The organism is Arthrobacter sp. 10L430 (assembly GCF_056395245.1).
This window is the reverse complement of record NZ_JBFTJD010000009.1, coordinates 40,961-66,813: the sequence shown is the minus strand read 5'-3', so window position 1 is coordinate 66,813 and position 25,853 is coordinate 40,961. Positions and strand designations below refer to the sequence as shown.

Sequence of the window (25,853 nt, the reverse complement as noted above, 5' to 3'; positions counted from 1 at the left end):
CGTGGCACAGGACGTGCTTACAGACCTTAGTAAGGTCCGCAACATCGGCATCATGGCTCACATTGATGCCGGCAAGACCACCACCACCGAGCGCATTCTGTTCTACACAGGTGTGAACCACAAGATCGGCGAAACGCACGACGGCGCGTCGACCACCGACTGGATGGAACAGGAAAAGGAACGCGGCATCACCATCACGTCTGCCGCCGTGACCTGCTTCTGGGAAAACAACCAGATCAACATCATTGACACCCCGGGCCACGTGGACTTCACCGTTGAGGTTGAGCGCTCCCTGCGCGTCCTCGACGGTGCAGTTGCCGTGTTCGACGGCAAGGAAGGCGTTGAGCCGCAGTCCGAGACCGTTTGGCGTCAGGCTGACAAGTACAACGTTCCGCGTATCTGCTTCGTCAACAAGATGGACAAGCTCGGTGCTGACTTCTACTTCACCGTAGACACGATCATCAGCCGTCTTGGCGCCAAGCCGCTGGTCATGCAGCTGCCCATCGGTGCAGAGAACGACTTCGTTGGCGTCGTCGACCTGCTCTACATGCGCGCACTCGTATGGCCCGGCGATGCCAAGGGCGATGTGACCATGGGCGCCAAGTACGAGGTCCAGGAGATCCCGGCTGACCTCAAGGAAAAGGCCGAGGAGTACCGCGCAGCGCTTGTCGAGGCCGTCGCCGAGTCCTCTGAAGAACTCATGGAAAAGTACCTCGAAGGTGAAGAAATCACCGTCGATGAGCTCAAGGCCGGCATCCGCAAGATGACGATCAACTCTGAGCTGTACCCGGTCTTCTGTGGTTCCGCCTTCAAGAACCGCGGCGTCCAGCCGATGCTTGATGCAGTGGTGGACTACCTGCCGAACCCGCTCGACGTCCCGCCGATGATCGGTCACGATCCTCGCGACGAAGAGAAGGAACTGACGCGCGCGCCGTCTTCCGAGGAGCCGTTCTCGGCTCTGGCCTTCAAGATTGCTGCCCACCCGTTCTTCGGTCAGCTCACCTTCATCCGCGTGTACTCCGGTCACGTCGAGGCAGGTGCCCAGGTGGTCAACTCCACCAAGGGCAAGAAGGAGCGCATCGGCAAGCTGTTCCAGATGCACGCCAACAAGGAAATGCCCGTCGAGGGCGCTACCGCGGGCCACATCTACGCAGCGATCGGGCTGAAGGACACCACCACGGGCGACACCCTGTGCGACTCCAGCAACCAGATCGTCCTCGAGTCCATGAGCTTCCCGGAGCCCGTGATCTCTGTGGCGATCGAGCCGAACACCAAGGGTGACCAGGAGAAGCTCTCCACGGCCATCCAGAAGCTCTCCGCTGAGGACCCGACCTTCCAGGTCTCCCTCAACGAAGACACCGGCCAGACCATCATCGCCGGCATGGGCGAGCTCCACCTGGACATCCTGGTGGACCGCATGCGCCGCGAGTTCAAGGTCGAGGCGAACGTTGGCAAGCCGCAGGTTGCTTACCGCGAAACCATCAAGCGTGGTGTAGAGCGTCACGACTACACGCACAAGAAGCAGACCGGTGGTTCGGGCCAGTTCGCGAAGATCCAGATCGCGATCGCGCCGTTGGACACGTCCGAAGGCGAGCTGTACGAGTTCGAGAACAAGGTCACTGGTGGCCGTATCCCGCGCGAGTACATCCCGTCCGTTGACGCCGGTATCCAGGATGCACTGAACGACGGCGTCCTGGCCGGCTACCCGGTTGTTGGCATCAAGGCGACGCTCATTGACGGCGCGTACCACGATGTTGACTCCTCGGAAATGGCGTTCAAGATCGCTGGCCGTATGGCTTTCAAGGAAGCTGCACGCAAGGCGAACCCCATCCTGCTCGAACCGCTGATGGATGTCGAGGTCCGCACCCCTGAGGAATACATGGGTGAAGTTATCGGTGACCTCAACTCCCGCCGTGGCCAGATGCAGTCCATGGAGGATGCCCAGGGCGTCAAGGTTATCCGTGCGCACGTCCCGCTGTCCGGCATGTTCGGCTACATCGGCGACCTGCGTTCAAAGACCCAGGGCCGCGCTGTGTACTCCATGACGTTCCACAGCTATGCGGAGGTCCCGAAGGCATTTGCCGACGAGATCATCCAGAAGAACCGCGGCGAATAGTCTTCCGACTGTCCTCGCGAGCAACTTGGGTGTGATTCCGGAAACGGAACCTCGCCCGGCGCAGACGGCCGGCCCCGGTCCTGATCGGATCCTGCCGTCTGCGCAAACAGGCTCTAGGCACTAGTATTAGTTCCTGAATCTGCAAATTTCACCAATCCAAAGCCCCCCAAGTAGACTTGCTGAAGTTTCTGCCGCGACAAGCGCGGTCGAAGGGTAAGTCATTTGAAAACGTTCTAGGAGGAACCTGTGGCAAAGGCAAAGTTCGAGCGGACTAAGCCGCACGTTAACATCGGTACCATTGGTCACGTTGACCACGGTAAGACGACGTTGACGGCCGCCATTTCCAAGGTGCTGTACGACAAGTACCCGACTCTCAACGAGCAGCGCGACTTCGCGTCTATTGACTCTGCTCCCGAAGAGCGTCAGCGCGGCATTACCATCAACATTTCCCACGTTGAGTACCAGACCGAGAAGCGCCACTACGCACACGTAGACGCTCCGGGTCACGCTGACTACATCAAGAACATGATCACCGGTGCTGCACAGATGGACGGTGCAATCCTCGTGGTTGCCGCCACTGACGGCCCGATGGCTCAGACCCGCGAGCACGTTCTGCTCGCCCGCCAGGTTGGTGTTCCCTACCTGCTGGTCGCGCTGAACAAGTCCGACATGGTCGATGACGAAGAGCTCCTCGACCTCGTCGAAATGGAAGTTCGTGAGCTGCTTTCGGCTCAGGGCTTCGATGGCGATGAGGCTCCGGTTGTTCGCGTTTCCGGGCTGAAGGCACTCGAAGGCGACCCGGTTTGGGTTAAGTCCGTCGAGGACCTCATGGAAGCTGTCGACAACTCCGTTCCGGACCCGGTACGTGACCGTGACAAGCCGTTCCTGATGCCGATCGAAGACGTCTTCACCATCACCGGCCGTGGCACCGTTGTAACGGGCCGCGCCGAGCGTGGAACCCTCGCCATCAACTCCGAGGTCGAGATCGTCGGTATCCGCCCGGTCCAGAAGACCACGGTTACCGGTATCGAGATGTTCCACAAGCAGCTCGACGAAGCATGGGCCGGCGAGAACTGTGGCCTCCTGCTCCGCGGTCTGAAGCGCGATGACGTAGAGCGTGGCCAGGTTGTCGTCAAGCCGGGTTCCATCACCCCGCACACCGACTTCGAGGCTAACGTCTACATCCTCTCCAAGGACGAAGGCGGACGTCACAACCCGTTCTACTCCAACTACCGCCCGCAGTTCTACTTCCGCACCACGGACGTAACCGGCGTTATCACCCTGCCGGAAGGCACGGAAATGGTTATGCCTGGCGACAACACTGAGATGACCGTTGCGCTCATCCAGCCCATCGCCATGGAAGAGGGCCTCGGCTTCGCTATCCGCGAAGGCGGCCGCACCGTTGGTTCGGGACGCGTCACCAAGATCATCAAGTAGTCCTTGCTGATCATGGATCAGAGGGCCGGCTAACGGCCTGACGGATCTTCTAAACAGCCCCGCTGCTAGTGCAGCGGGGCTGTTTTTTGCTATCCTTTATCCATTCATTGGATTAATTGTCGTCGGCGCATTGCGCTGCCAGCAATGGTCGGAAGGCGGCGGCATGTGGACCTCTACTGACGAGGCGTACAGCGCCGGCTTTAGGGCCGGCCATCTCCAAGGATGGCTGGACGCTTTGGCCAATACCGCTGCAGCGACTGAACCGGTCCAAGCAGCGGGTGAACCGGCCGCGACTGAACCGGCAGCATTTGATCGGGCCGCGACTGAACCGGTACTGCGTGGGGCATCGGACCGGCCGGCCTCGCTCGCTGCGCCTCCGTCGCCCGCCAGCCAGCCGCGGCCGCCGGCAGCCGGGCCGGGGAGGCGGCTGGCTCCGTTGGGACCGGCAACCGCTCCGGTGTACGCTTCCGTCCCTCCCCGTGTGGAGGCAGAACTCCGTGCGGAGCGGGACATGGCGCGGGCCAAACGTGAGCGGCAGAACATCAATGTCACGCTCTACGTCGCCAGTTTGCTCCTGATCGCGGCCGGTGCGCTCTTTGTCGGCACGGGGCTTCCCGTATCACTTCGGTTTGCGGGCGTGTGCACCATCACCGCGCTGTTTTATGCTGCGGGACTGATGCTCCATGCGAGGGCGCCGCGGCTGAGGCCTGCCGCCGTTGCCTTCTCGGGCACCGGGCTGGCACTGATTCCCGTGACAGGTCTCGCCATGTACAGCCTTGCCCTCAACAATGCTCCGCTTGCCTGGCTGGTTACATCGGCCGCCGGCACCGCAGCATACGTCGTGGCGGCCGTCCGGCTCGAGAGCCGGGTCCTCGTCTATCTTTCACTGAGCTTCGTTGCGTCCACTGCCTGGTCCGGGGTATCCGTCCTGGGTGGGGCGCTGATCGGGTACTTCACTGCACTGATTGGGGTGGCGGTTTTCTTCACCGTCCTGGCCATACTGAAGCCACGATGGCTGCCGCCCCTGTACGTCAGGCCGCTTGCCCAGTTGCATCCGTTCATCGTTCCCGCTGTGGCGGTGGCTGCCACGTTGGTTCCGCTGATGCTCGGACGCGTTGACTACGCCCGGATCATGGCGATGTGCGGATGCTATTTCGCGGTGACGTCCGTGGCCCCCGGGGCGCAGTTCCGGACGCTCCAGTTTCTGGCTGCCCGGGCAAGCCTGACGGTGGCGGCGTCAGTGGTCGTCTGGAACCTGAGCGGCCGGGGGAGTGCCGCCCTTGCCGCGGCGGCTGTGCTGCTGGCCATCCAGGCTCTTGTGTCGGTCGTGGGTAATGGGCCTCCGGACCAGGAACGCACAGCGGGCCGGCTGGGAGCTTGGCGCCTCCCGTCCCCGCTCCTTGGCGTCCTGCACCACCGCCGGTGGAGGCTGGACGTCCTCGTTACCTTTGCCCTGGAACTGCTGCTGACGGTGGCCTACGCCGTGGCGGAGCGGTTCGACTTCCTGGCCGGGCCGCCGGTGGGTGCGGATGGCAGCCCGCTGTGGGCACTCGCGCTGCTGGCGCTGCTGACGGGCGCGGTGCTTGCGGCCAGGCACCGCCAAGCGGCCGAGTGGGCCCCGGTTGCTGCGCTCGGCATGGCCATACTGCTCGCGGACTGGCTCGGGGCGTGGACGCTGGTGGGACTGCTCGTTGCCGGAGCCGCCTTCTGGGCCGTGCGCTCCCGCCCCGGCACGGAGCCGCTGCGCCTGCACTTTGTCCTCGCAGCGCGCATCACCCTCACGGTTGCGGTGCCTGTCCTGACGGCGGCAGTCGTCGGCGAGAACGACGCACGCTTCCGGGCCGCAGCCCTGGCGCTGTGCCTAGTCCTGGTCATTCAGCAGCTGGCAACAGCTGCGATGATCCGCCTCCACGTGCCAGCGCGGACGCCGCAGATCAGCTTGGCCGTGTTCACCGTCGTGGGCGTGGGAACCATGGCTGCGCTGGTGCTCGGCGAACCCGAGCCGTTCCTCTATCCGGCGACAGAACACTTTGGCGGCATCGCCATCGGTGCCCAGCTCATGGCATCGCTGGCCGCCGGCCTGATGCTGTTTCGCCGATACGGGGAGGAGCCCTGGCGGCCGTCCATCGCGGAAGCCGCTCCGTTGGCCGTCTCAATTGTTGCCGTGCCGCTTGCCTTCGGCGCAGTATCGCTCACGCTGGGAAACTCCGCGCTGCTGACCGTTACGGGCTACCTGGCAGTGACGGCCGTCCGCGCCGGCAGGAAAGGCTCCAGCATGGCATCCGCGGGAACGCCAACGCAGGGACGGTACTACTCGTGGTTCAGCCGCGCCGCCGCGACCTCTCTGGTGCTGACAGTGTTCCATCAGATTCTGCGGGACAACGGCCCCATCCTCGTGGGCGGCGAGGCGCTGGCCCCGGCCACTGTCCTCGCCGTCGCACTGTCCCTCCAGCTCGCAATACCCCTGCGGGCGGCAGCCCGCGGCAGGGTACAAGACAGCCAGTTGGCAGACGCTGCCGTGCTTCTGGCGCTGCAGTCGGCCGCGATCGTATCAGCGGCGGCCACGGTCTTCGCGTTGGAAACCCCGTCGTGGCAGGCCACGTTCGCACCGCTGCTCCTGGCCGGGGGAGCCGCAGCCGCCGGCTACGTGCTGCGGACGCACCGGTGGTCTGCGGTGTTCGCTCCGGCAGCGTTGGCCCTGCTGCTGGTGCTGCGCGGGGCAAGTCTTCCCGACGTCGAAATCCTGCTGGGTGTCTTCGCGGTCTTCAGCGCAGCCATGGTGGCTGCCGTGGAGGACCGCACATCAAAGGGCGCGTACTTCGCGGCCGCCCGCATCCTTGCTGCAGCGCTGGCAGTGGTGCTCAGTCATGACGTTTCGGCCTCACCCACCGTTGTTGCTGTGACCTTCGCGCTCGTGTTCGCGGCGCAGCACGTGATCCGCTGGCTCATGCGGCACCGCCTTACGGAGGTTCCCTTCCAGCAGGCAGCCGTCTGGATCACGCTGGCCAGCCAGACGATTCTTCCGGTCGCGTACGTAGCGCAACCATTCCGGGCGGGATTGATTGCGGACGACGGCGGCCGCTGGGTAGTGCTGTTGTCCCTGCTTCTGCTGCTGGTCTCCGCTGTCGCTGCCGGCCGGTTGTTTGCAGCCCGGGGGGCTGCCTACCTGGCTGTGTATGCGGCGCTGTTCGCGGTGGTTGCGATGGGGCCGCTTCTGCCCTTCGGGCAACTTTTTGCGGCCACTGCTTTCCTGGCAGCCCCCTTGCTGGGTCATGCAGGCGTCGCGCTGGCGCTGCTGGGGCTGTCCCTGGCCGCCACGGCAGGCGGAACACTCTTCCGTCACAGGAACGGCGGGGGCGTTGACCACTGGCTGTGGCTGGCGGCAGCCGGCTCCTTCGGCACCGCGTCAGCCATGCTGGCACCTCCGTCCGGGGACTGGATTGCCGGTGCGGCGGTGCTGGGTCTTTCGGCGGCGTGCTTTGCGGCGTCGCATGTGGAGCGCATGCCCGGGTTCTACCCGCCGGCGGTCCTGGCTGCGCTGGCAGGGGCCACGATGACGGCGGACGGAACCCTCGGGGACGTTCCGGGGCCTTGGGGCTTCTACCTCCCGTGGCTGGCAGGGTGCGCAACAGCGGCCGCGGCGCTCTACGTTGCCGGAAAGATTCGCGGACACCGGCCGCACGGCCGGGAGCCGCTGGCCGAAGGATCGCGCGTCGCGGCCAGTCCTGGCGGCGACGTTCGCTTTCTTGCACTGGTCGGGGCTGCCGTCCTGGGCCTCGCCGTGGCGGGACTTGTGGGGCTGCTGTACAGCGAGACGTCGTGGGCGGGAGCAGCGCTGGTGACCATGACCGCCGTCGTGATTTGGCTGGAGGTGCCGGCTGCGGTGCGACGTCCGGCAGCAGAACTCGGGTCCTTGGCCGTGACGGCCGCCGTCCAGCGCGCGGCGCTCTTCGCCGCTCCCTCCCAGAAGAACACGGGCTGGCTGGACGGGATGTTACCTGGCTCCTCCTGGCCGGATCCATTCTGGACGGTCCAGTGGTACGTTGTCCTCGCCTCGGTGCTTGGCGTGCTGCGGTATAGGGCGGGCCAGCCCGGCGCCGGCAGGCTGTATCTAGGCCTTGCCGCAGCTCTGGCCTCGATGAGCGGCCTCCTGGTGATCTTCGGCGGCAATGGTGCCCAGCAACTCTGGGTGCTGGCGTTCTTTGCAGCGGTGCTGGTGGTGGGGCTGGGGTACAGCGAACGGATGCTCGTCTGGTGGGGTGCAGCGGGGGTTGGGCTGTGCATCATGTGGGCGATACGCCAGTACACCTACGTGCTGCTGGCGCTGATCGCCGTCGGCCTCATCGCGCTCGCCCTCCGGAAGCTCAGCCGCAGCAAGCCTGCCGGGACCGACTGACGGACGGACTGGCTGACTGCGTGATGTGCCCTGCTATCGTTGCTGAAAAGAGAGGTGGCACATCATGGGATGGCTTATTTTCCTGATCGTGGCTGTAATCGTTGTTGCCGGTGTGTTCTGGGCCAAGAAGCATTTCCGCAACGAGATTGACCGCGCAAAGCGCATCAACCGCGCCAACAAGAACCAGTAACCCGCGGCGGTTCCTCAGGCGAGCGCCCTCCGCGCCCGGCTGAGCGCCTGAAGCCAGTAGAAGGACTTCTTGGGGGTGCGCTTGAGCGTGTCAAAGTCTACGTGGACCAGGCCGAAACGCTGGGAGTACCCGGCCGCCCACTCGAAGTTGTCCATCAGGGTCCAGACGTAATAGCCCAGCAGTTCCACATCGTGTGCAATACCGCCGGGGGCGGTGGAAACCATGGCCTGGTGCAGATGGTGGGCCAGATAGTCGATGCGCCTGGTATCCGCGATGGGACCAGTGACGTGCTCCGGCTCCGGGAAGCTTGCACCGCTTTCTGTGATGTACAGCGGCGGCAGCGCAGCCCCGTACCGGTCTTTGAGTTCACGCAGCAGGATTCCCAGATGCTCGGGCGCAACCGGCCAGCCGAAGCCCGTGGTGTCGTATTCCGGGAAGGCCGCCAGATGGAACGGCATGCGGGCCATGGCGTCCGCGGTTCCGGCCGGGGTGTCTGCGGAACCCTGCCCGGTGGCAACCTTCACGGGGTAGTAGTAGTTCACCCCGTAGAAGTCGAGAGGCTGGCTGATGAGGCGGAGGTCGTCGTCGGACGCTTTGGTCAGGGATCTGAACCAGGGCTTGGCTGCGGCCGGAGGTTTCGGGTAGCGGCCCAGGAGGATGGGGTCGGCGTAAACCCTGTTGAGGACCAGGTCAAACACCCTCGCCAGCAGCCGGTCGGTCAGTTTCCGCGACGCCGGGCGCACGGGCGAATGCAGGTTGGTGACACCGATGCCACCGGCGACACCCGCCGCCCGGAGCGCCTGGACGGCAAGCCCGTGGCCCAGCAGTTGGTTGTGAACGGAGGGCAAGGCGTCCAACAGCAGATCCCGGCCGGGCGCGTGAACGCCCAGGGCATAGCCGTTCAGGGTCACGGACACAGGCTCGTTCAGTGTGACCCACTGCGCCACGCGGTCGCCGAGCCGTCCGCCGGCGGCCGCGGCATATTCCGCGAAGTGCTCCGCCGTGGCACGGTTCATCCAGCCGCCGCTGTGTTCGAGGGGGAGCGGAGTATCCCAGTGGTAGAGGGTGGCCATGGGGGAGATGCCGGCGGCCAGCAGCTGGTCGATCAGCCTGTCGTAAAAATCCAGGCCGTGCGAATTGATGGCGCCCCGCCCGTCGGGCTGGATCCGCGGCCAGGAAAGGGAGAAGCGGTAGGAGTCGATGCCCAGTTCCCGCATGAGGGCCACGTCTTCGGGCGCGCGGTTGTAATGGTCGCAGGCCACTGCAGGGGAGTGCCCGTCAACGATGTTCCCGGGTTTTTCGGCGAAAGCGTCCCAGCCGGACGGTCCTCGGCCGTCGGCGGCCAGGGAGCCCTCGATCTGAAACGCTGCTGCAGCCACCCCCAGGGTGAAACCGGGTCTGAGCCGCCCCGCGAGATCCTGAACCGAAGCGGTGTTTACGGCGTCAGCATTCTGCACGGCCATTCACCTATCATCCATTCGAAGATTGCCGAAGGCAATGACCGCCTGGGGAGGCCGTCACCCGCACCGAGGATGTCCGCACGCGGGCCTGACAAGGCCTGATTCGCATCCGGCAGCAAAATCCGGCATACTAGATGAGTTGTTCAAGCGCTTCTTCGCGTCCCGATCCGGATAATGCCGGGTGACAGGGTCCAGGTCGAAGTCCAAACATAACCCACTCCCCATGGAACTGCGGGCTCGCACGCTTCGAAGGTGCGACACGCCCGACCGCGGGGGTCGGTTACGTCGGCAGGTTGAGGAACCCGGATTTATCCGGATTCAGTTTGTGCGGCGGGTGGTAGTTCAGACTTCAAATGCTTCGGCAGCCACATACAACAGGTAAGTAAACAGAGCAGCATTTACTGAAAGAGAGTCAGGCGACATGGCGGGACAAAAAATCCGCATCCGGCTGAAGTCATACGACCACGAGGTCATTGACGTTTCAGCACGGAAGATCGTTGAGACGGTCACGCGCGCAGGCGCAACGGTAGTGGGCCCCGTGCCGCTGCCGACGGAGAAGAACATTTACTGCGTAATCCGCTCTCCCCACAAGTACAAGGACAGCCGCGAGCACTTTGAAATGCGCACGCACAAGCGTCTGATCGACATCATCGACCCCACGCCCAAGGCTGTTGACTCGCTTATGCGTCTCGACCTGCCGGCCGACGTGAACATCGAAATCAAGCTGTAGGGAGGTGCTGAGAGACTATGACCGCAACCCGTAACGTAAAGGGCCTGCTGGGCACGAAGCTCGGCATGACCCAGGTCTGGGACGAGAACAACAAGCTCATCCCCGTCACTGTTGTCCAGGCTGACTCGAACGTCATCACCCAGCTGCGTAACGCAGAGACTGATGGCTACGTCGCCGTTCAGATCGGCTACGGCCAGATCGATCCCCGCAAGGTCACCAAGCCGCTGGCTGGTCACTTTGAAAAGGCAGGCGTCACGCCTCGCCGCCACGTCGTCGAACTGCGCACTGCAGATGCTGACTCTTACGAGCTGGGCCAGGAGCTCTCTGTAGAGCTCTTCGAAGCCGGCCAGAAGATCGACGTTATCGGCACCACCAAGGGTAAGGGCTTCGCCGGTGTTATGAAGCGTCACGGCTTCCACGGCGTTGGAGCTTCCCACGGTGCCCACAAGAACCACCGTAAGCCCGGTTCAATCGGTGGCGCATCCACCCCGAGCCGCGTCTTCAAGGGCATGAAAATGGCCGGCCGCATGGGCGCCGTTCGTCACACCACGCTGAACCTCACTGTTCACGCGGTTGACGTCGAGAAGTCGCTGCTCCTGATCAAGGGTGCCGTCCCCGGCGCCCGCGGCCAGGTCGTACTCGTACGCACCGCCGTGAAGGGAGCCTAGTTCAATGACTAGCACTGTCAAGGTTGACCTGCCCGCAGAGATCTTCGACGTACAGACCAACGTGCCGCTGCTGCACCAGGTCGTCGTTGCACAGCTCGCTGCTGCTCGCCAGGGTACCCACAAGACCAAGACCCGCGCCGAAGTTTCCGGTGCAGGCCGCAAGCCGTTCAAGCAGAAGGGTACCGGCCGCGCCCGTCAGGGTTCCATCCGTGCTCCTCACATGACCGGCGGTGGCGTTGTCCACGGTCCGACTCCTCGCGACTACAGCCAGCGCACCCCCAAGAAGATGATTGCTGCTGCACTTCGCGGCGCACTGTCTGACCGCGCCCGTAACGGACGCATCCACGTCATTGCTGACCTGGTCGCCGGCTCCACGCCGTCCTCCAAGGAAGCACTGGCAACGCTGCGCGGCGTCTCCGAGCGCAAGAACCTGCTCGTTGTCATTGAGCGCGCCAACGATGTTGCTGCACTGTCCGTGCGCAACCTCGAGGAAGTTCACGTTCTGTACGCAGACCAGCTGAACACCTACGACGTTCTCGTTTCTGACGACGTAGTCTTCACCAAGGCTGCCTATGAAGCATTCGTTGCTGACAAGGCTGCAAAGAACGAGGAGGATGCCAAGTGAGCGCAGCCACCATCAAAGACCCGCGCGACGTCGTGCTTGCACCCGTTGTTTCGGAAAAGAGCTACGGCCTGATCGATGAGGGCAAGTACACCTTCCTGGTGGACCCCCGCTCGAACAAGACCGAGATCAAGCTGGCCGTGGAGAAAATTTTCTCCGTCAAGGTCGAATCGATCAACACCATCAACCGTGCCGGTAAGCGCAAGCGCACCAAATTCGGATGGGGTATCCGCAAGAACACCAAGCGTGCGATTGTCACCCTCAAAGAAGGCACTATCGACATCTTCGGCGGTCCGCTCGCGTAGCGGAGACCACTTTAACGAGGAAATAAATTATGGGAATCCGTAAATACAAGCCGACTACCCCGGGCCGTCGCGGCTCGAGCGTAGCTGACTTCACCGAAATCACGCGGTCGACGCCGGAAAAGTCGTTGGTACGTCCGCTGCCCAAAAAGGGCGGCCGTAACAACTCCGGCAAGATCACAACCCGTCACAAGGGTGGTGGACACAAGCGCCAGTACCGTCTGATCGACTTCCGTCGCCACGACAAGGACGGCGTCAACGCCCGCGTTGCCGAAATCGAGTACGATCCGAACCGCACGGCTCGCATCGCCCTCCTGCACTACGTTGATGGCACCAAGCGTTACATCATCGCCCCGAACAAGCTCTCCCAGGGTGACTTCGTAGAGGCCGGTGCCGACGCTGATATCAAGCCCGGCAACAACCTGCCCCTGCGCAACATCCCTGTGGGTACCGTTATCCACGCAGTTGAACTGCGCCCGGGTGGCGGCGCCAAGATGGCACGTTCCGCTGGAGCTTCTGTTCAGCTCGTCGCCAAGGAAGGCCGTTTCGCCCAGCTGCGTCTGCCTTCCGGTGAAATCCGCAACGTTGATGTGCGCTGCCGCGCAACCATCGGCGAGGTCGGCAACGCCGAACAGTCGAACATCAACTGGGGCAAGGCCGGCCGTATGCGCTGGAAGGGCGTCCGCCCGACCGTCCGTGGTGTCGCCATGAACCCGGTTGACCACCCGCACGGTGGTGGCGAGGGTAAGACGTCCGGTGGACGTCACCCCGTCAACCCGAACGGTAAGCGTGAGGGCCGCACCCGCCGCCCGAACAAAGAGAGCGACAAGCTTATTGTGCGTCGTCGTCGTACTGGCAAGAACAAGCGATAGGAGCCTGGACACATGCCACGCAGCCTGAAAAAAGGTCCTTTCGTTGACCAGCACCTCTTTGTGAAGGTGGACAGGGAAAACGAAAAGGGCACCAAGAACGTCATCAAGACCTGGTCCCGCCGCTCGATGATCATCCCCGACATGCTCGGGCACACGATCGCCGTGCACGACGGACGCAAGCACATTCCGGTGTTTGTCACCGAGTCGATGGTCGGGCACAAGCTCGGCGAATTCGCTCCCACGCGGACATTCCGCGGCCATGTCAAGGACGACCGTAAGGGCAAGCGCCGCTAGGCGCCTGCACTTACGTCAAAGACGAGAGAAGGAAAGCAATGGAAGCCAAGGCAATTGCGCGTCACATCCGCGTAACGCCTATGAAGGCCCGGCGCGTCGTCAACCTTGTTCGTGGTAAGCAAGCGAACGAGGCTCTGGCAATTCTGAAGTTTGCCCCCCAGGCAGCTTCAGAGCCGGTATTCAAGGTAGTTCAGTCGGCAATCTCGAACGCCCGGGTCCTCGCGGACCGCGACGGTGTTGCGTTTGACGAAGGTGACCTCATCATCAGCGAAGCGTTTGTTGATGAAGGCCCGACCATGAAGCGGTTCCAGCCGCGTGCTCAGGGTCGTGCATTTCAGATCAAGAAGCGCACGAGCCACATCACCGTGGTAGTCGCTACCCCGGAGAAAGAGGAGGCTCGCTAAGTGGGACAGAAAGTTAACCCGCACGGGTTCCGACTCGGCATCACCACCGATCACGTATCGCACTGGTTTGCTGACAGCACCAAGGCTGGCCAGCGGTACAAGGACTTCGTTCGCGAAGACATCCGTATCCGCCAGCTCATGTCCACGGGCATGGAGCGCGCCGGTATCGCCAAGGTCGAAATCGAGCGCACCCGCGACCGTGTCCGCGTGGATATCCACACGGCACGTCCGGGCATCGTTATCGGCCGCCGCGGCGCAGAAGCAGACCGCATCCGCGGCGAGCTCGAAAAGCTCACCGGCAAGCAGGTCCAGCTGAACATCCTCGAGGTCAAGAACCCCGAGATGGAAGCCCAGCTTGTTGCCCAGGGCGTTGCTGAGCAGCTGACTTCCCGTGTGGCTTTCCGCCGTGCGATGAAGAAGGCCATGCAGTCCGCACAGCGTGCCGGTGCCAAGGGTATCCGTATCGCTTGCTCCGGCCGTCTGGGTGGCGCAGAAATGTCCCGCTCGGAGTTCTACCGCGAAGGCCGTGTGCCCCTGCACACCCTCCGCGCGAACATCGACTACGGCTTCTACGAAGCCAAGACCACCTTCGGCCGCATCGGCGTGAAGGTCTGGATCTACAAGGGTGACGTCACGTCCAAGGAACTGGCTCAGCAGGCAGCTGCTGCTCCGTCCCGTGGACGCGGTGCCAGCGACCGTCCGGGCCGCCCGGGTGGCGCTGACCGTGGTGACCGCCGCCGTCGTACCGACCGTCCGGCAGCCGAAGCAGCTCCTGCTGCTGCAGCTCCGGCAGCCGATGCCGCTTCTGCCGCACCGGCACAGGCAGCAGAAGGAGGACAGGCTTAAATGCTTATCCCACGTCGAGTCAAGCACCGTAAGCAGCACCACCCGGGTCGTTCCGGCGCTGCTACGGGCGGCACCAAGGTCTCCTTCGGTGAGTACGGCATCCAGGCCCTGAGCCCGGCTTACGTAACGAACCGTCAGATCGAGTCTGCCCGTATTGCGATGACCCGCCACATCAAGCGTGGCGGTAAGGTCTGGATCAACATCTACCCGGACCGTCCCCTGACGAAGAAGCCGGCCGAAACCCGCATGGGTTCCGGTAAGGGTTCTCCGGAATGGTGGGTCGCAAACGTCAAGCCGGGCCGGGTTCTCTTTGAGATCTCCGGTGTCGAAGAATCGGTTGCTCGCGAGGCACTGCGCCTGGCAATCCACAAGCTCCCGTTGAAGGCACGCATTCTGCGTCGCGAAGGTGGTGAATAGAAATGGCAGTAGGATCCAAGGAACTTGCATCCGCACAGCTGGACGGTTTCGACAACGAGCGTCTCGTTGAAGAACTCCGTAAGGCTAAGGAAGAGCTGTTCAACCTGCGTTTCCAGTCCGCCACCGGTCAGCTGGAGAACCACGGTCGTCTGCGCGCGGTAAAGAAGGACATCGCACGCATCTACACCGTTCTCCGTGAACGCGAGCTGGGCATTCGTGCCGAGGTTGCCGCGCCTGTTGCGGAAGCCAAGGAAGAAAAGAAGTCCAAGAAGTCCGCAGCGAAGAAGGCCGAAACGCCGGCCGAAGCTGAGACTGAGGAGGACGCCAAGTGAGTGAAAAGGACGAGAACGTGACGGAAACTGTTTCCGCTGCAGCTACGGCTGCTGAGCGCGGTGACCGTAAGACGAAGCGCGGCTACGTGGTCTCGGACAAGATGGAAAAGACCATCGTTGTCCAGGTTGAAGACCGCGTGAAGCACGCCCTTTACGGCAAGGTCATCCGCCGCACCTCGAAGATCAAGGCTCACGACGAAGAGAACACCGCCGGCATCGGCGACCTCGTTCTCCTCGCCGAGACCCGCCCGCTGTCCGCTAGCAAGCGGTGGCGGCTGGTTGAGATCCTCGAAAAGGCCAAGTAACACCTGCAGCTCTCGCCGTAACCGGTGAGGTTTGTCCGGAAACCCCCGTTCCCTTTGGGAGCGGGGGTTTTCCGCGTTTTGGCTGGCGGCAGGCACCGGCCGCCGCCGTCGTCGGTTTAACGGAACCGGCTTAACGGGAGGGCAGCTGCTGTGATATGGGGCTGGGCCCGAAATGTGCTAAGATTTTGAGTTTGTATGGCGCCTTCTGTGCGCCGTCATCAAACCTCGTAAACAATCGTGCCACGGCATAGTGCCCCCTTGCGCTTGGACTGCGTCCGAATCCGCTTGGGAAGCAAATGTTTTTGGCACGGGCGTTTAGGCCTGGTCTGGCAAAATCCAGGCAGGTCAAGAGACACCCCGATCAACCGTTCCGCAAGGCTCATTCCGTAGGAAGATTTTCGGTCTGAGAACCGGCGCGACGCAAGGAGTAAATAGTGATTCAGCAGGAGTCGCGACTCAAGGTCGCCGACAACACGGGTGCTAAGGAAATCCTTACCATTCGCGTTCTCGGTGGATCTGGCCGTCGCTACGCAGGCATTGGCGACGTTATCGTCGCTACCGTCAAGGACGCAATTCCGGGCGGCAACGTAAAGAAGGGCGACGTCGTCAAGGCTGTCATCGTCCGTACCAAGAAGGAACGCCGCCGTGCGGATGGTTCCTATATCAAGTTTGACGAGAACGCGGCCGTGATTCTGAAGGCTGACGGTGACCCTCGCGGTACCCGCATCTTCGGACCGGTTGGTCGTGAACTTCGCGACAAGAAGTTCATGAAGATCGTTTCTCTGGCTCCGGAGGTGCTCTAGTCCATGACTAAGATCAAAAAGGGTGACCTGGTTCAGGTCATCACTGGCGCCAAGGCTGAGCGCGGCGGCGACCGTGGCAAGCAGGGCAAGGTTCTGCGCGTATTCCCGGAGACCAACCGCGTGTTGGTTGAAGGCATTAACCGCGTAACCAAGCACACCAAGGTCGGTCAGTCGCAGCGCGGCACCAAGACCGGTGGCATCGAGGTCGTAGAAGCTTCGGTCCACATCTCCAACGTGGCTCTGGTTGACCCGTCCACCAAGAAGCCCACTCGCGTAGGTTTCCGCACCGAGACCGTTGAGCGCAATGGCGTGAAGCGTGAAGTGCGCGTACGCGTGGCAAAGAGCTCAGGGAAGGACATCTAATGACTGAGACTCTCGAGACTCCGGCAAGCAAGATCGTTCCTCGTCTGAAGACCAAGTACGCCGATTCCATCAAGAGCACGCTTCTTGAGGAATTCAAGTACGAGAACGTTAACCAGGTTCCCCGTCTGGTCAAGGTTGTTGTGAACATGGGTGTTGGAGATGCCGCCAAGGACTCCAAGCTGATCGACGGCGCTGTCCGCGACCTCACCCTGATCACCGGCCAGAAGCCGCAGGTAACCAAGGCCCGCAAGTCGATCGCACAGTTCAAGCTGCGCGAAGGCATGCCCATCGGTGCACACGCAACCCTGCGTGGCGACCGCATGTGGGAATTCGTGGATCGTCTGGTCACGCTGGCTCTGCCGCGTATCCGTGACTTCCGCGGCCTCAGCGGCAAGCAGTTTGATGGCAACGGCAACTACACCTTCGGTCTGACCGAACAGGTTATGTTCCACGAGATCGACCAGGATTCCATCGACCGCGTTCGCGGTATGGACATCACGGTTGTGACCACTGCCAAGACCGACGACGAAGGCCGCGCGCTGCTCAAGGCGCTTGGTTTCCCGTTCAAAACCGAAGCTTAATTAGCTACGTAAAAGGTCCGGCTGCACTGATCCTGAGGGATCAGCGCGAAGGAAACCGTTACGAGGAAGGGCAAGAGCCCAAATGACAATGACAGATCCTGTCGCAGACATGCTTACGCGTCTGCGCAATGCAAACTCGGCGTACCACGAATCCGTGACTATGCCGTACAGCAAGCTCAAGGCACGCGTTGCTGACATCCTGAAGGCCGAAGGTTACATCGCCTCCTGGAAAGAAGAAGACGCTGAAGTCGGCAAGAAGCTGACCATCGAGCTCAAGTTCGGTCCGAACCGCGAGCGTTCAATCGCCGGTGTTCGTCGTATTTCCAAGCCGGGACTGCGCGTTTACGCAAAGTCCACCAACCTGCCGCACGTGCTCGGTGGCCTGGGTGTCGCAATCCTGTCCACCTCTTCCGGCCTCTTGACTGACAAGCAGGCCGGCAAGAAGGGCGTGGGCGGCGAAGTCCTCGCTTACGTCTGGTAACGGGAAAGGAAGAGAATAATGTCACGTATTGGACGTCTCCCCATCACCGTTCCTGCCGGCGTTGAGGTCAAGGTTGACGGCTCTGTCGTCAGCGTCAAGGGTTCCAAAGGCGAGCTGAGCCACACTGTGGCCAGCCCGATCGAGGTCTCCCTGGTCGAAAGCACCCTGACTGTCGCCCGCCCGAACGACGAGCGCGCCTCCCGTTCACTGCACGGCCTGACCCGCACCCTGATCGCCAACATGATCCAGGGTGTCACCGCAGGCTACGAGAAGAAGCTTGAGATTGTCGGTACCGGTTACCGCGTCCAGGCAAAGGGTTCTGACCTGGAGTTCGCTCTGGGCTACAGCCACCCGGTTAACGTCTCGGCACCGAACGGCATCACCTTTGCAGTTGAGACCCCGACCAAGCTCTCTGTTTCAGGTATCAACAAGCAGCAGGTCGGCGAGGTTGCTGCCAACATTCGCAAGCTGCGGAAGCCGGACCCCTATAAGGGCAAGGGCATTCGCTACGCCGGCGAAGTCATCCGCCGCAAGGTCGGAAAGGCTGGTAAGTAACCATGGCCATCGCAATTAATAAGAAGCGTACGAACAAGAGCAAGTCTGCTTCACGCAGCCGCCGCCAGCTTCGTATCCGCAAGCGCATCTCCGGAACGGCTGTGCGTCCTCGCCTGGTCGTCAACCGCTCCGCACGCCACGTATTCGTCCAGGTTGTCGATGACACCAAGGGCCTGACCGTAGCGAGCGCGTCCACACTTGAAGCCGACCTTCGTGCATTCGACGGTGACAAGACTGCCAAGGCCAAGCGCGTTGGCGAGCTCGTAGCCGAGCGTGCCAAGGCTGCCGGAATCGAAGCTGTTGTCTTCGACCGCGGTGGTAACAAGTACCACGGCCGGATCGCCGCCGTCGCTGACGGTGCACGTGAAGGTGGGCTGTCACTGTGACGGAAGCAAACAAGGAAAAGGACACTGTGTCTGCAGATCAGAAGGCACCTGTTGCCGTAGCTGCTGAGGCCACTGAGACCACTGCCCCCGCAGCTGCCGATGACCGCCGTGGTGGCGCTCGTCGTGGCGAGCGTGGCGACCGTGGCCAGGGCCGCGGCGACCGTGGTGGCCGTGGCGGCCGCGACGGTGGCCGCGAAGCCGAGAAGAGCCAGTTCGTAGAGCGCGTTGTTACCATCAACCGTGTTTCCAAGGTCGTCAAGGGTGGTCGTCGCTTCAGCTTCACCGCACTGGTCGTCGTCGGTGACGGTAACGGTATGGTCGGCGTTGGCTACGGCAAGGCGAAGGAAGTTCCTGCCGCAATCGCGAAGGGCGTAGAAGAGGCCAAGAAGTCCTTCTTCCGCGTTCCCCGCATCGGCAGCACCATCCCGCACCGCGTTCAGGGTGAGGCCGCCGCAGGCGTCGTCATGCTGCGTCCGGCTTCCGCCGGTACCGGTGTTATCGCCGGTGGCCCGGTCCGTGCAGTACTGGAGTGCGTGGGCATCCACGACATCCTCTCCAAGTCGCTCGGTTCCTCCAACGCCATCAACATCGTTCACGCGACCGTTGATGCCCTGAAGCGCCTCGAAGAGCCGGCAGCAGTGGCAGCACGCCGCGGCCTCCCGCTCGATGAGATCGCTCCGCCGGCAATGGTGAAGGCGCTCATGAACCAGAAGGCAGGTGTCTGAGTCATGGCTAAGAACCTGATTCCGTCCGACGCCCAGTTGGAGATCACTCAGATCAAGTCCGCCATTGGCGGCAAGCAGAACCAGCGCGACACCCTGCGGTCCCTCGGCCTGAAGCGGATCGGACACACTGTTGTCCGCACCGCCGACGCCGTGACCGTTGGAATGCTCAACACGGTTCCGCACCTGGTAAAGGTAGAGGAGGCGAAATAAATGGCCGAGAAGAACACTGCCGAGAAGGCACAAAGCGACGCATCTGCTGACAAGCAGAACGCGCTGAAGGTTCACCACCTGCGTCCCGCTCCGGGTGCCAAGACCGCCAAGACCCGTGTTGGTCGTGGTGAAGGTTCCAAGGGTAAGACCGCCGGTCGCGGTACCAAGGGTACGAAGGCCCGCTACCAGATCAAGGCTGGCTTTGCCGGCGGCCAGCTGCCGCTGCACATGCGCCTGCCGAAGCTGCGCGGCTTCAAGAACCCGTTCCGGGTTGAGTTCCAGGTTGTAAACCTGGACAAGCTCAACGAGCTGTTCCCGGAAGGTGGCGCTGTCACCGTGGAGAACCTGGTTGCAAAGGGTGCCGTTCGCAAGAACCAGCCCGTGAAGGTGCTTGGCACCGGCGACATCACCGTCAAGGTCGACGTCACCGTCCACGCCTTCTCAGCCAGTGCCGCTGAAAAGATCGCCGCAGCAGGCGGAAGCACCACCGCTCTCTAGGAGAATTTTCTCCAGGAGCAGTGGGCTGATGCCCGTTGCGCAAACTCCCGGTACGCGGGGCCGAGGCCCCCGTGCCGGGAGTTTTTTCATATCTGCAGGTCTTCCGGATTGTTCGCATAGCGCAAACAACCGTTAGACTCGGTTGTTGGGTTTATTGACCTGCATCACAAGACTTATTAACTACTGAGGAGGACGCTTGCTTAGCGCATTCGGCCGGGCTTTTCGAACGCCTGATCTGCGTCGCAAGTTGTTGTTCACGCTGGGAATCATCACAATCTTCCGCTTGGGAGCCTTCATCCCCTCGCCTGGTGTGAGCTACCAGAATGTCCAGCAATGCTTGTCGAACGGGCAGACCCAGGGCGGGATCTACCAGCTCGTCAATCTTTTCAGCGGCGGTGCATTGCTGCAGGTCTCCATCTTCGCTTTGGGAATCATGCCGTACATTACGGCCAGCATCATAGTGCAGCTGCTTCGGGTGGTCATTCCCCGTTTCCAGCAGCTGTACGAAGAGGGCGCCTCGGGGCAGTCAAAGCTGACGCAGTACACGCGTTATCTGACCATCGCCCTTGGCCTGCTGAACGCAACCACCTTGGTGTCCCTGGCGCGTTCCGGTCAGTTGCTGCCCGGTTGCGCGCTGCCCATCATCCCGGACAGCAGCGTCATCACCACGATCCTGATCATCATCACGCTGACCGCCGGCACCGGCCTCATCATGTGGATGGGCGAGCTCGTGACCGAAAAGGGCGTGGGCAACGGTATGTCCCTGTTGATCTTCACCGCCATCGCTGCCGGCTTCCCCACGTCGCTGGGTGCCATCTGGACGGCACAGGGCCCGGGGACGTTCTTCCTGGTCCTCGTCATCGGTCTGCTGACGGTTGCGCTCGTAGTGTTCGTTGAGCAGTCCCAGCGCCGCATCCCGGTGCAGTACGCCAAGCGGATGATCGGACGCCGGACTGTGGGCGGCACCAGCACCTACATTCCCATCAAGGTCAATATGGCCGGCGTTATCCCGGTGATCTTTGCCTCGTCCATGCTCTACCTGCCGGCGTTGATTTCACAGTTCAACCAGCCCAAGGCCGGGGAGCAGTTGCAGCCGTGGGTTGAGTGGATCAACAACAACCTGACCCGTGGGGACCACCCCATCTACATGGCGCTCTACTTCGCCATGATTGTTTTCTTTACATACTTCTATGTCGCGATCACCTTCAACCCTGAAGAGGTCTCGGACAACATGAAGAAATACGGCGGCTTCATTCCGGGTATCCGTGCCGGCAAGCCGACCGCGGATTACCTGCAGTACGTCCTGTCGCGGATCACGCTGCCCGGCGCCTTTTACCTTGGCTTCGTGGCACTGATCCCGCTGGTGGCGCTCGTGCTGATCAACGCAAGCCAGAACTTCCCGTTCGGTGGCACCTCGATCCTGATCATGGTGGGCGTTGGCTTGGAAACCGTCAAGCAAATTGACGCGCAGCTACAGCAGCGTCACTACGAAGGGCTATTGCGATGACCAGAATGTTGATTATCGGACCACCGGGTTCCGGCAAGGGTACTCAGGCGGAACGCATCTCGGAGCGCCTCGGCGTCGTTGCGATCTCCACTGGCGACATCTTCCGGGCGAACGTCAAGGGTGAGACGCCGCTCGGCGTCGAGGCCAAGAAGTACATGGACGCGGGTGACTTCGTACCGGACAGCGTGACCAACAAAATGGTCCGTGACCGCCTCAGCGAATCCGACGTCGAAGACGGCTTCCTGCTGGACGGCTACCCGCGCACCACGGCCCAGGTTGACTACCTGGACGAGATCCTGGCCAATGGTGACCAGAAGCTCGACGTCGTCCTGCAGCTGACCGCTGACGACGAGGAACTCGTTGCACGCCTCCTCGGCCGTGCCAAGGAAACCGGCCGCAGCGACGACAACGAAGCCGTCATCCGCCACCGCCTGGATCTCTACCACGAGCAGACCGAGGCCGTTGTGGCCAAGTACGCCGAGCGCGCCATCCTCACCCAGGTGGACGGCATCGGCGGCATTGACGAAGTCACCGACCGCGTCATGCAGGCCATCAAAGAGGCTCAGACAGCCTGATTCAGTAACAACCCTACGAGGCTCCTCCCGGTTTATTGGGAGGGGCCTCCGGCATTTAGCCCGTACACGGCTAGCGCGCCCGGCATTTCGGCCGGGGGCGGCACCATTGAGAGGAAAACCGCAGATGGCATTCGGCCAGCCCCGGATTGAGTACAAGACCAACGCCCAGATGCGCACCATGCACGAGGCCGGGCTCGTCCTGAGCCGCGCCCTGGACGCTGCCGTGGCCGCGGCCGCACCGGGAGTCACCACGAAGCAGCTCGACGAGGTGTTCGCCGCCGTGCTCCTCGAGGCAGGGGCGAAGTCCAACTTCCTGGGCTACCATGGCTTCCCCGCCACGATCTGCACCTCGGTGAACGAGGAAGTCGTCCACGGCATCCCGGGGTCCAGGGTCCTGCAGGACGGCGACATCATCTCGATCGACGGCGGCGCAATCGTGGACGGCTGGCATTCGGATTCCGCCCGCACGGTCATTGTCGGCACGGTTGACCCCGAGGACCAGCGGCTCTCGGACGTCACCCAGGCCGCCATGTGGCGGGGGATTGCCGCGCTGGCCACCGGCAAGTTCGTCGGCGACGTCGGCTGCGCCGTGGACGACTACGTCTCCTCCGTGCCGGGCAAGCCGCTGGGCATCCTCGAGGACTACGTGGGGCACGGCATCGGCTCCGAGATGCACATGGCCCCGGACGTGCTCAACTACCGCACCAGCCACCGCGGCCCGAAGATCCGGCCCGGGCTGTGCCTCGCCATTGAACCCATGCTGGTGCGCGGCAGCATCGAAACGGCCGTCCTGGACGATGACTGGACAGTGGTCACCACCGACGGCAGACGTTCCTGCCAGTGGGAGCACTCCGTGGCCGTCCATGAGAAGGGCATCTGGGTACTTTCGGCGCCCGACGGCGGCGCGGCCCAGCTGGCGCCGCTCGGCGTGGTCCCCGTTCCGATCCCCTGACGACTCGCCTTTAGCTTCACGATGCGCAAGATCCCTGTCGACACCGGAATTTCAGTGTCGACCGGGATTTTGCGCGTCACGGGGAATTCCCGGCGTCGGCGCGTCAGGTCCGGGGAGTGTCAGGGGGCAGAATGGTGCCCATGGGAGCGATCACCGATGTGCCTGGCCTGCGGGTCGGGCACCAGCAGAAGTCCGACGGCGGCTGGCTGAGCGGCGTCACGGTGGTCCTGCCGCCGCCGGGAACCGTGGGGTCGGTGGATGTCCGCGGGGGAGGCCCCGGCACCCACGAGACCGATGCGCTGGACCCCACCACCCTGGTCTCCACAGTTGATGCGGTGGTTCTAACCGGCGGGAGCGCCTATGGACTGGTCACCGCCCACGGCGCCCAGCGCTGGTGCGAGGAACAGGGCCGCGGTTTTCCCGTAACCGGGGGAGTGGTCCCGATCGTCCCGGCGGCGGCCATCTTCGACCTCGGCCGCGGCGGCGACTTCTCTGCCCGCCCCGACGCGGACATGGGTTACGCTGCCGCTGCCGCAGCCGGTGTCAAAACGGACGGGCACGACGTCGAACGCGGCAACGTGGGAGCCGGCGCCGGAGCCGTCATAGGACGGGGCAAGTTCAAAGGCGGAGTAGGGACAGCCTCAGTCACGTTGGAGAACGGCGTAGTAGTAGGAGCCCTGGCAGTAGTCAACGCGCTGGGCTTACCGTTCACCACGCAAGTTGAGCCTGCCGAAACCGAGGCCGGTGATTTCGACAAGCTCAATCAGCGGCAGCAGTTGAACACCACGCTCGTCGTCGTCGCCACGAACGCCGCCCTCGATGTGGCCGAGTGCAAGCGCACCGCATCGGCTGCTCACGCTGGACTCGCCCGGGCGCTGAACCCGAGCCACACCCTGGCGGACGGGGACACCGTGTTCTGCCTGGCGACCGGCGAGGCCACCCTGGACCGGAGTACGGAAGCTGCCCGGCAGGTGAGTCTCATTACCCTGCAGAGCGCGGCAGCCGACGTCGTGCGCTTGGCGATCCTGGACGGGATCAGCAGCGCGGAGGCCGTGACAACCGCTGCCGGCTCTTTTGAGGTGTACAGATTTGATGCGTCCGGCGGCGATGTGCGCTAACATGGCTGGATTTAACATTCCGGACCAAATGCCGTAATGTTGCTTGTTGGTTGTCTGCCCTGCCACGCCCATTTGCGGCCGGAGGGTGACGATCAATCACATCAAAAAACGTCCGCAGTCATGCCCGGTGCAACCCGGAGGGCTGAGGCAAACAACAGTTAGCGGAGGATATGGCCAAGAAGGACGGGGTCATAGAGATCGAGGGCGTAGTGACTGAGGCGCTGCCCAACGCGATGTTTCGTGTTGAGCTCACCAACAAGCACGTCGTTCTGGCACACATCTCTGGAAAAATGCGTCAGCACTACATCAGGATTCTCCCTGAGGACCGGGTAGTGGTGGAGCTGAGCCCTTACGACCTGACACGTGGTCGTATCGTCTACCGCTACAAGTAAACGCTGGGCGGCCAGAGCAACTGCCGAAGGCCGGTCCATCGGACCAACTGCTATCACGCAAAGGAACGCCATGAAGGTCAAGCCGAGCGTCAAGCAGATCTGCGAAAAGTGCAAAGTGATCCGCCGTAATGGCCGGGTCATGGTGATCTGCGAGAACCCGCGCCACAAGCAGCGCCAGGGCTAATTCCCTTTTCGGGAATCCCTGGGTTGCTAACCCACGCAAGTAAATAAAAGGCAGCACAAGCTGATCTGGAACATTTAGCTCGAAAGAGTCCGGACAGCTAACCCCCGGTCGGAGGCTGGGGCCGCACTGAAAGTGCGGGTGTACTGCCTACGACCTCCGGTTTATTCAAGGAGCACTGCCACTATGGCTCGTCTCGCTGGCGTAGACATTCCCCGCGAAAAGCGGCTGGAAATTGCGCTTACTTACATCTACGGCGTGGGCAAGACCCGTGCACACGAAACCCTGGCTGCCACCGGCATCAGCGCTGACGTCCGCGTAAAGGACCTCAGCGACGCCGACCTGGTCCAGCTGCGTGACTACATTGAAGGCAACTACAAGGTTGAGGGTGACCTTCGCCGCGAAGTGGCCGCAGATATCCGCCGCAAGGTGGAAATCGGCAGCTACGAAGGTATTCGCCACCGTAAGGGCCTGCCAGTGCGCGGACAGCGTACGAAGACGAACGCACGTACCCGTAAGGGTCCGAAGCGCACCGTTGCAGGCAAGAAGAAGGCTCGTTAATCCCTGAGGGATTAGCGGATCTTTCCCCCGATAACTTTCTGTAGGAGAAAAAATGCCCCCGAAGACTCGTGGCGCGGTTCGCAAGCCGCGTAAGAAGGACAAGAAGAATATCGCGCTTGGCCAGGCGCACATCAAGAGCACCTTTAACAACACCATCGTTTCCATCACGGATCCGAACGGTGCTGTCATCTCCTGGGCTTCCGCCGGTGAGGTTGGATTCAAGGGCTCACGTAAGTCCACCCCGTTCGCTGCACAGATGGCTGCCGAAGCTGCTGCCAAGCGTGCACAGGAGCACGGCCTGAAGAAGGTTGACGTGTTCGTCAAGGGACCGGGATCCGGACGCGAGACCGCCATCCGTTCGCTGCAGGCCGCTGGCCTCGAGGTTGGCTCCATCCAGGACGTCACCCCCGCCGCGCACAACGGCTGCCGTCCGCCGAAGCGCCGCCGCGTCTAAGGCCTTTCCGCCGCAAAAGCTTGCCCGGACCCTTGCCGGGTCCGGGCAAGCCCAGCGCGTTAAGTCTTCAGACCGATTTTCCACCACCTGTGTTGCGTCATATAGCGGATGCTCGCCGAA

General features: G+C 62.4%; 33 protein-coding genes. 32 read left to right on the top strand and 1 reads right to left on the bottom strand.

The genetic code is table 11. The annotated features are described in order from the left end of the window. The first annotated feature begins 1 nt into the window (after position 1). From fusA to AC1DDG_RS10850, 4 genes are all read left to right on the top strand, one after another. Entirely contained in the window at positions 2-2,116 is a 2,115-nt protein-coding gene (fusA, locus tag AC1DDG_RS10865) for an elongation factor G (protein WP_230118104.1), read from the top strand. 246 nt (positions 2,117-2,362) lie between these two features. Continuing rightward, positions 2,363-3,553: an elongation factor Tu gene (gene tuf, locus AC1DDG_RS10860; RefSeq protein WP_108600234.1), complete on the top strand. Its 1,191-nt coding sequence runs from the start codon at positions 2,363-2,365 to the stop codon at positions 3,551-3,553. 511 nt (positions 3,554-4,064) lie between these two features. Then, complete coding sequence (locus AC1DDG_RS10855) at positions 4,065-7,949, top strand: hypothetical protein (RefSeq protein WP_476876074.1); 3,885 nt, start codon at positions 4,065-4,067, stop codon at positions 7,947-7,949. Positions 7,950-8,013: 64 nt separating this feature from the next. Further along, positions 8,014-8,139 (top strand): hypothetical protein, encoded by a 126-nt coding sequence (locus AC1DDG_RS10850; protein WP_476876073.1) that lies wholly within the window; start codon positions 8,014-8,016, stop codon positions 8,137-8,139. A gap of 14 nt (positions 8,140-8,153) precedes the next feature. Here AC1DDG_RS10850 and AC1DDG_RS10845 read toward each other — a convergent pair whose 3' ends face one another. Continuing rightward, a complete protein-coding gene (locus AC1DDG_RS10845) occupies positions 8,154-9,602 on the bottom strand; it encodes a GH1 family beta-glucosidase (protein WP_476876072.1) in 1,449 nt (482 codons plus the stop codon). Positions 9,603-10,020: 418 nt separating this feature from the next. Here AC1DDG_RS10845 and rpsJ point away from each other — a divergent pair, with 418 nt between their 5' ends. From rpsJ to rpsK, 28 genes are all read left to right on the top strand, one after another. Beyond that, positions 10,021-10,329, top strand: coding sequence for a 30S ribosomal protein S10 (gene rpsJ / locus AC1DDG_RS10840; protein WP_038464699.1), 309 nt, complete (start codon positions 10,021-10,023; stop codon positions 10,327-10,329). Positions 10,330-10,346: 17 nt separating this feature from the next. After that, a complete protein-coding gene (gene rplC / locus AC1DDG_RS10835; RefSeq protein ID WP_056626643.1) occupies positions 10,347-10,997 on the top strand; it encodes a 50S ribosomal protein L3 in 651 nt (216 codons plus the stop codon). A 4-nt stretch (positions 10,998-11,001) separates the two neighbouring features. Continuing rightward, complete coding sequence (gene rplD, locus AC1DDG_RS10830) at positions 11,002-11,622, top strand: 50S ribosomal protein L4 (RefSeq protein WP_230118107.1); 621 nt, start codon at positions 11,002-11,004, stop codon at positions 11,620-11,622. Beyond that, positions 11,619-11,924 carry a 50S ribosomal protein L23 gene (gene rplW / locus AC1DDG_RS10825; protein WP_230118108.1) on the top strand — a complete coding sequence of 102 codons (306 nt, stop codon included), beginning with the start codon at positions 11,619-11,621 and terminating at the stop codon, positions 11,922-11,924. The genes rplD and rplW overlap by 4 nt, the downstream gene beginning before the upstream one ends. Positions 11,925-11,953: 29 nt before the next feature. After that, the gene (rplB, locus tag AC1DDG_RS10820) at positions 11,954-12,793 is read left to right on the top strand and encodes a 50S ribosomal protein L2 (protein ID WP_078027238.1); all 840 of its coding nucleotides are present in this window, start codon (positions 11,954-11,956) and stop codon (positions 12,791-12,793) included. 12 nt (positions 12,794-12,805) lie between these two features. Continuing rightward, positions 12,806-13,087, top strand: coding sequence for a 30S ribosomal protein S19 (gene rpsS / locus AC1DDG_RS10815; RefSeq protein ID WP_011692805.1), 282 nt, complete (start codon positions 12,806-12,808; stop codon positions 13,085-13,087). A gap of 38 nt (positions 13,088-13,125) precedes the next feature. Continuing rightward, the gene (gene rplV, locus AC1DDG_RS10810; RefSeq protein WP_003803798.1) at positions 13,126-13,491 is read left to right on the top strand and encodes a 50S ribosomal protein L22; all 366 of its coding nucleotides are present in this window, start codon (positions 13,126-13,128) and stop codon (positions 13,489-13,491) included. Beyond that, the gene (gene rpsC / locus AC1DDG_RS10805) at positions 13,492-14,337 is read left to right on the top strand and encodes a 30S ribosomal protein S3 (RefSeq protein ID WP_230118109.1); all 846 of its coding nucleotides are present in this window, start codon (positions 13,492-13,494) and stop codon (positions 14,335-14,337) included. Beyond that, positions 14,338-14,754: a 50S ribosomal protein L16 gene (rplP, locus tag AC1DDG_RS10800; RefSeq protein WP_013601829.1), complete on the top strand. Its 417-nt coding sequence runs from the start codon at positions 14,338-14,340 to the stop codon at positions 14,752-14,754. It abuts the gene before it with no gap. Between the two features lie 2 nt (positions 14,755-14,756). Then, the gene (rpmC, locus tag AC1DDG_RS10795; protein WP_290369733.1) at positions 14,757-15,086 is read left to right on the top strand and encodes a 50S ribosomal protein L29; all 330 of its coding nucleotides are present in this window, start codon (positions 14,757-14,759) and stop codon (positions 15,084-15,086) included. Beyond that, entirely contained in the window at positions 15,083-15,391 is a 309-nt protein-coding gene (gene rpsQ, locus AC1DDG_RS10790; protein ID WP_230118110.1) for a 30S ribosomal protein S17, read from the top strand. Before rpmC ends, rpsQ begins: the two co-directional genes overlap by 4 nt. Before the next feature lie 434 nt (positions 15,392-15,825). After that, complete coding sequence (rplN, locus tag AC1DDG_RS10785) at positions 15,826-16,194, top strand: 50S ribosomal protein L14 (protein ID WP_024366126.1); 369 nt, start codon at positions 15,826-15,828, stop codon at positions 16,192-16,194. Positions 16,195-16,197: 3 nt separating this feature from the next. Continuing rightward, positions 16,198-16,557, top strand: a complete 360-nt coding sequence (gene rplX, locus AC1DDG_RS10780) for a 50S ribosomal protein L24 (RefSeq protein WP_476876071.1) — start codon at positions 16,198-16,200, stop codon at positions 16,555-16,557. Then, entirely contained in the window at positions 16,557-17,138 is a 582-nt protein-coding gene (gene rplE, locus AC1DDG_RS10775) for a 50S ribosomal protein L5 (protein WP_230118112.1), read from the top strand. The genes rplX and rplE overlap by 1 nt, the downstream gene beginning before the upstream one ends. Before the next feature lie 82 nt (positions 17,139-17,220). Then, positions 17,221-17,619, top strand: coding sequence for a 30S ribosomal protein S8 (gene rpsH, locus AC1DDG_RS10770; RefSeq protein ID WP_230118113.1), 399 nt, complete (start codon positions 17,221-17,223; stop codon positions 17,617-17,619). Positions 17,620-17,637: 18 nt separating this feature from the next. Further along, a complete protein-coding gene (rplF, locus tag AC1DDG_RS10765) occupies positions 17,638-18,174 on the top strand; it encodes a 50S ribosomal protein L6 (protein WP_230118114.1) in 537 nt (178 codons plus the stop codon). 2 nt (positions 18,175-18,176) lie between these two features. Further along, positions 18,177-18,560, top strand: coding sequence for a 50S ribosomal protein L18 (gene rplR, locus AC1DDG_RS10760; RefSeq protein WP_011692796.1), 384 nt, complete (start codon positions 18,177-18,179; stop codon positions 18,558-18,560). After that, the gene (gene rpsE, locus AC1DDG_RS10755) at positions 18,557-19,285 is read left to right on the top strand and encodes a 30S ribosomal protein S5 (RefSeq protein WP_214968822.1); all 729 of its coding nucleotides are present in this window, start codon (positions 18,557-18,559) and stop codon (positions 19,283-19,285) included. The genes rplR and rpsE overlap by 4 nt, the downstream gene beginning before the upstream one ends. Before the next feature lie 3 nt (positions 19,286-19,288). After that, positions 19,289-19,495: a 50S ribosomal protein L30 gene (rpmD, locus tag AC1DDG_RS10750; protein ID WP_056626615.1), complete on the top strand. Its 207-nt coding sequence runs from the start codon at positions 19,289-19,291 to the stop codon at positions 19,493-19,495. Beyond that, the gene (rplO, locus tag AC1DDG_RS10745) at positions 19,496-19,993 is read left to right on the top strand and encodes a 50S ribosomal protein L15 (protein WP_230118115.1); all 498 of its coding nucleotides are present in this window, start codon (positions 19,496-19,498) and stop codon (positions 19,991-19,993) included. 196 nt (positions 19,994-20,189) lie between these two features. After that, on the top strand, positions 20,190-21,500 hold the full coding sequence (gene secY, locus AC1DDG_RS10740; protein ID WP_476876070.1) for a preprotein translocase subunit SecY: 1,311 nt from the start codon (positions 20,190-20,192) through the stop codon (positions 21,498-21,500). Positions 21,501-21,505: 5 nt separating this feature from the next. After that, positions 21,506-22,075, top strand: coding sequence for an adenylate kinase (locus AC1DDG_RS10735; RefSeq protein WP_230118152.1), 570 nt, complete (start codon positions 21,506-21,508; stop codon positions 22,073-22,075). A gap of 124 nt (positions 22,076-22,199) precedes the next feature. Beyond that, positions 22,200-23,027, top strand: a complete 828-nt coding sequence (map, locus tag AC1DDG_RS10730) for a type I methionyl aminopeptidase (protein ID WP_476876069.1) — start codon at positions 22,200-22,202, stop codon at positions 23,025-23,027. Positions 23,028-23,167: 140 nt separating this feature from the next. Continuing rightward, positions 23,168-24,145: a P1 family peptidase gene (locus AC1DDG_RS10725; RefSeq protein ID WP_476876068.1), complete on the top strand. Its 978-nt coding sequence runs from the start codon at positions 23,168-23,170 to the stop codon at positions 24,143-24,145. Between the two features lie 170 nt (positions 24,146-24,315). Beyond that, on the top strand, positions 24,316-24,537 hold the full coding sequence (gene infA, locus AC1DDG_RS10720; protein ID WP_011775571.1) for a translation initiation factor IF-1: 222 nt from the start codon (positions 24,316-24,318) through the stop codon (positions 24,535-24,537). A 70-nt stretch (positions 24,538-24,607) separates the two neighbouring features. Next, entirely contained in the window at positions 24,608-24,721 is a 114-nt protein-coding gene (gene rpmJ / locus AC1DDG_RS10715; protein ID WP_009358722.1) for a 50S ribosomal protein L36, read from the top strand. 183 nt (positions 24,722-24,904) lie between these two features. Then, positions 24,905-25,279, top strand: a complete 375-nt coding sequence (gene rpsM / locus AC1DDG_RS10710) for a 30S ribosomal protein S13 (RefSeq protein ID WP_230118119.1) — start codon at positions 24,905-24,907, stop codon at positions 25,277-25,279. A 52-nt stretch (positions 25,280-25,331) separates the two neighbouring features. Beyond that, positions 25,332-25,733 (top strand): 30S ribosomal protein S11, encoded by a 402-nt coding sequence (rpsK, locus tag AC1DDG_RS10705; RefSeq protein ID WP_011692779.1) that lies wholly within the window; start codon positions 25,332-25,334, stop codon positions 25,731-25,733. The last annotated feature ends 120 nt before the right edge of the window (positions 25,734-25,853 follow it).

Bases quoted from the DNA above. Each gene is read 5' to 3' on its own strand.
- infA (WP_011775571.1), top strand. From the start codon at position 24,316: ATGGCCAAGAAGGACGGGGTCATAGAGATCGAGGGCGTAGTGACTGAG.
- rpmJ (WP_009358722.1), top strand. From the start codon at position 24,608: ATGAAGGTCAAGCCGAGCGTCAAGCAGATCTGCGAAAAGTGCAAAGTG.
- rpsK (WP_011692779.1), top strand. From the start codon at position 25,332: ATGCCCCCGAAGACTCGTGGCGCGGTTCGCAAGCCGCGTAAGAAGGAC.
- rpmD (WP_056626615.1), top strand. From the start codon at position 19,289: ATGGCTAAGAACCTGATTCCGTCCGACGCCCAGTTGGAGATCACTCAG.
- rplV (WP_003803798.1), top strand. From the start codon at position 13,126: ATGGAAGCCAAGGCAATTGCGCGTCACATCCGCGTAACGCCTATGAAG.
- rplR (WP_011692796.1), top strand. From the start codon at position 18,177: ATGGCCATCGCAATTAATAAGAAGCGTACGAACAAGAGCAAGTCTGCT.
- rpmC (WP_290369733.1), top strand. From the start codon at position 14,757: ATGGCAGTAGGATCCAAGGAACTTGCATCCGCACAGCTGGACGGTTTC.
- AC1DDG_RS10735 (WP_230118152.1), top strand. From the start codon at position 21,506: ATGTTGATTATCGGACCACCGGGTTCCGGCAAGGGTACTCAGGCGGAA.
- rpsM (WP_230118119.1), top strand. From the start codon at position 24,905: ATGGCTCGTCTCGCTGGCGTAGACATTCCCCGCGAAAAGCGGCTGGAA.
- AC1DDG_RS10845 (WP_476876072.1), bottom strand. From the start codon at position 9,602: ATGGCCGTGCAGAATGCTGACGCCGTAAACACCGCTTCGGTTCAGGAT.
- rplX (WP_476876071.1), top strand. From the start codon at position 16,198: ATGACTAAGATCAAAAAGGGTGACCTGGTTCAGGTCATCACTGGCGCC.
- rplD (WP_230118107.1), top strand. From the start codon at position 11,002: ATGACTAGCACTGTCAAGGTTGACCTGCCCGCAGAGATCTTCGACGTA.
- rplE (WP_230118112.1), top strand. From the start codon at position 16,557: ATGACTGAGACTCTCGAGACTCCGGCAAGCAAGATCGTTCCTCGTCTG.
- AC1DDG_RS10725 (WP_476876068.1), top strand. From the start codon at position 23,168: ATGGGAGCGATCACCGATGTGCCTGGCCTGCGGGTCGGGCACCAGCAG.
- rpsS (WP_011692805.1), top strand. From the start codon at position 12,806: ATGCCACGCAGCCTGAAAAAAGGTCCTTTCGTTGACCAGCACCTCTTT.
- rplB (WP_078027238.1), top strand. From the start codon at position 11,954: ATGGGAATCCGTAAATACAAGCCGACTACCCCGGGCCGTCGCGGCTCG.
- AC1DDG_RS10855 (WP_476876074.1), top strand. From the start codon at position 4,065: ATGGCGCGGGCCAAACGTGAGCGGCAGAACATCAATGTCACGCTCTAC.
- rplC (WP_056626643.1), top strand. From the start codon at position 10,347: ATGACCGCAACCCGTAACGTAAAGGGCCTGCTGGGCACGAAGCTCGGC.
- AC1DDG_RS10850 (WP_476876073.1), top strand. From the start codon at position 8,014: ATGGGATGGCTTATTTTCCTGATCGTGGCTGTAATCGTTGTTGCCGGT.
- rplF (WP_230118114.1), top strand. From the start codon at position 17,638: ATGTCACGTATTGGACGTCTCCCCATCACCGTTCCTGCCGGCGTTGAG.
- rplO (WP_230118115.1), top strand. From the start codon at position 19,496: ATGGCCGAGAAGAACACTGCCGAGAAGGCACAAAGCGACGCATCTGCT.
- rplP (WP_013601829.1), top strand. From the start codon at position 14,338: ATGCTTATCCCACGTCGAGTCAAGCACCGTAAGCAGCACCACCCGGGT.
- rpsH (WP_230118113.1), top strand. From the start codon at position 17,221: ATGACAATGACAGATCCTGTCGCAGACATGCTTACGCGTCTGCGCAAT.
- rpsJ (WP_038464699.1), top strand. From the start codon at position 10,021: ATGGCGGGACAAAAAATCCGCATCCGGCTGAAGTCATACGACCACGAG.
- map (WP_476876069.1), top strand. From the start codon at position 22,200: ATGGCATTCGGCCAGCCCCGGATTGAGTACAAGACCAACGCCCAGATG.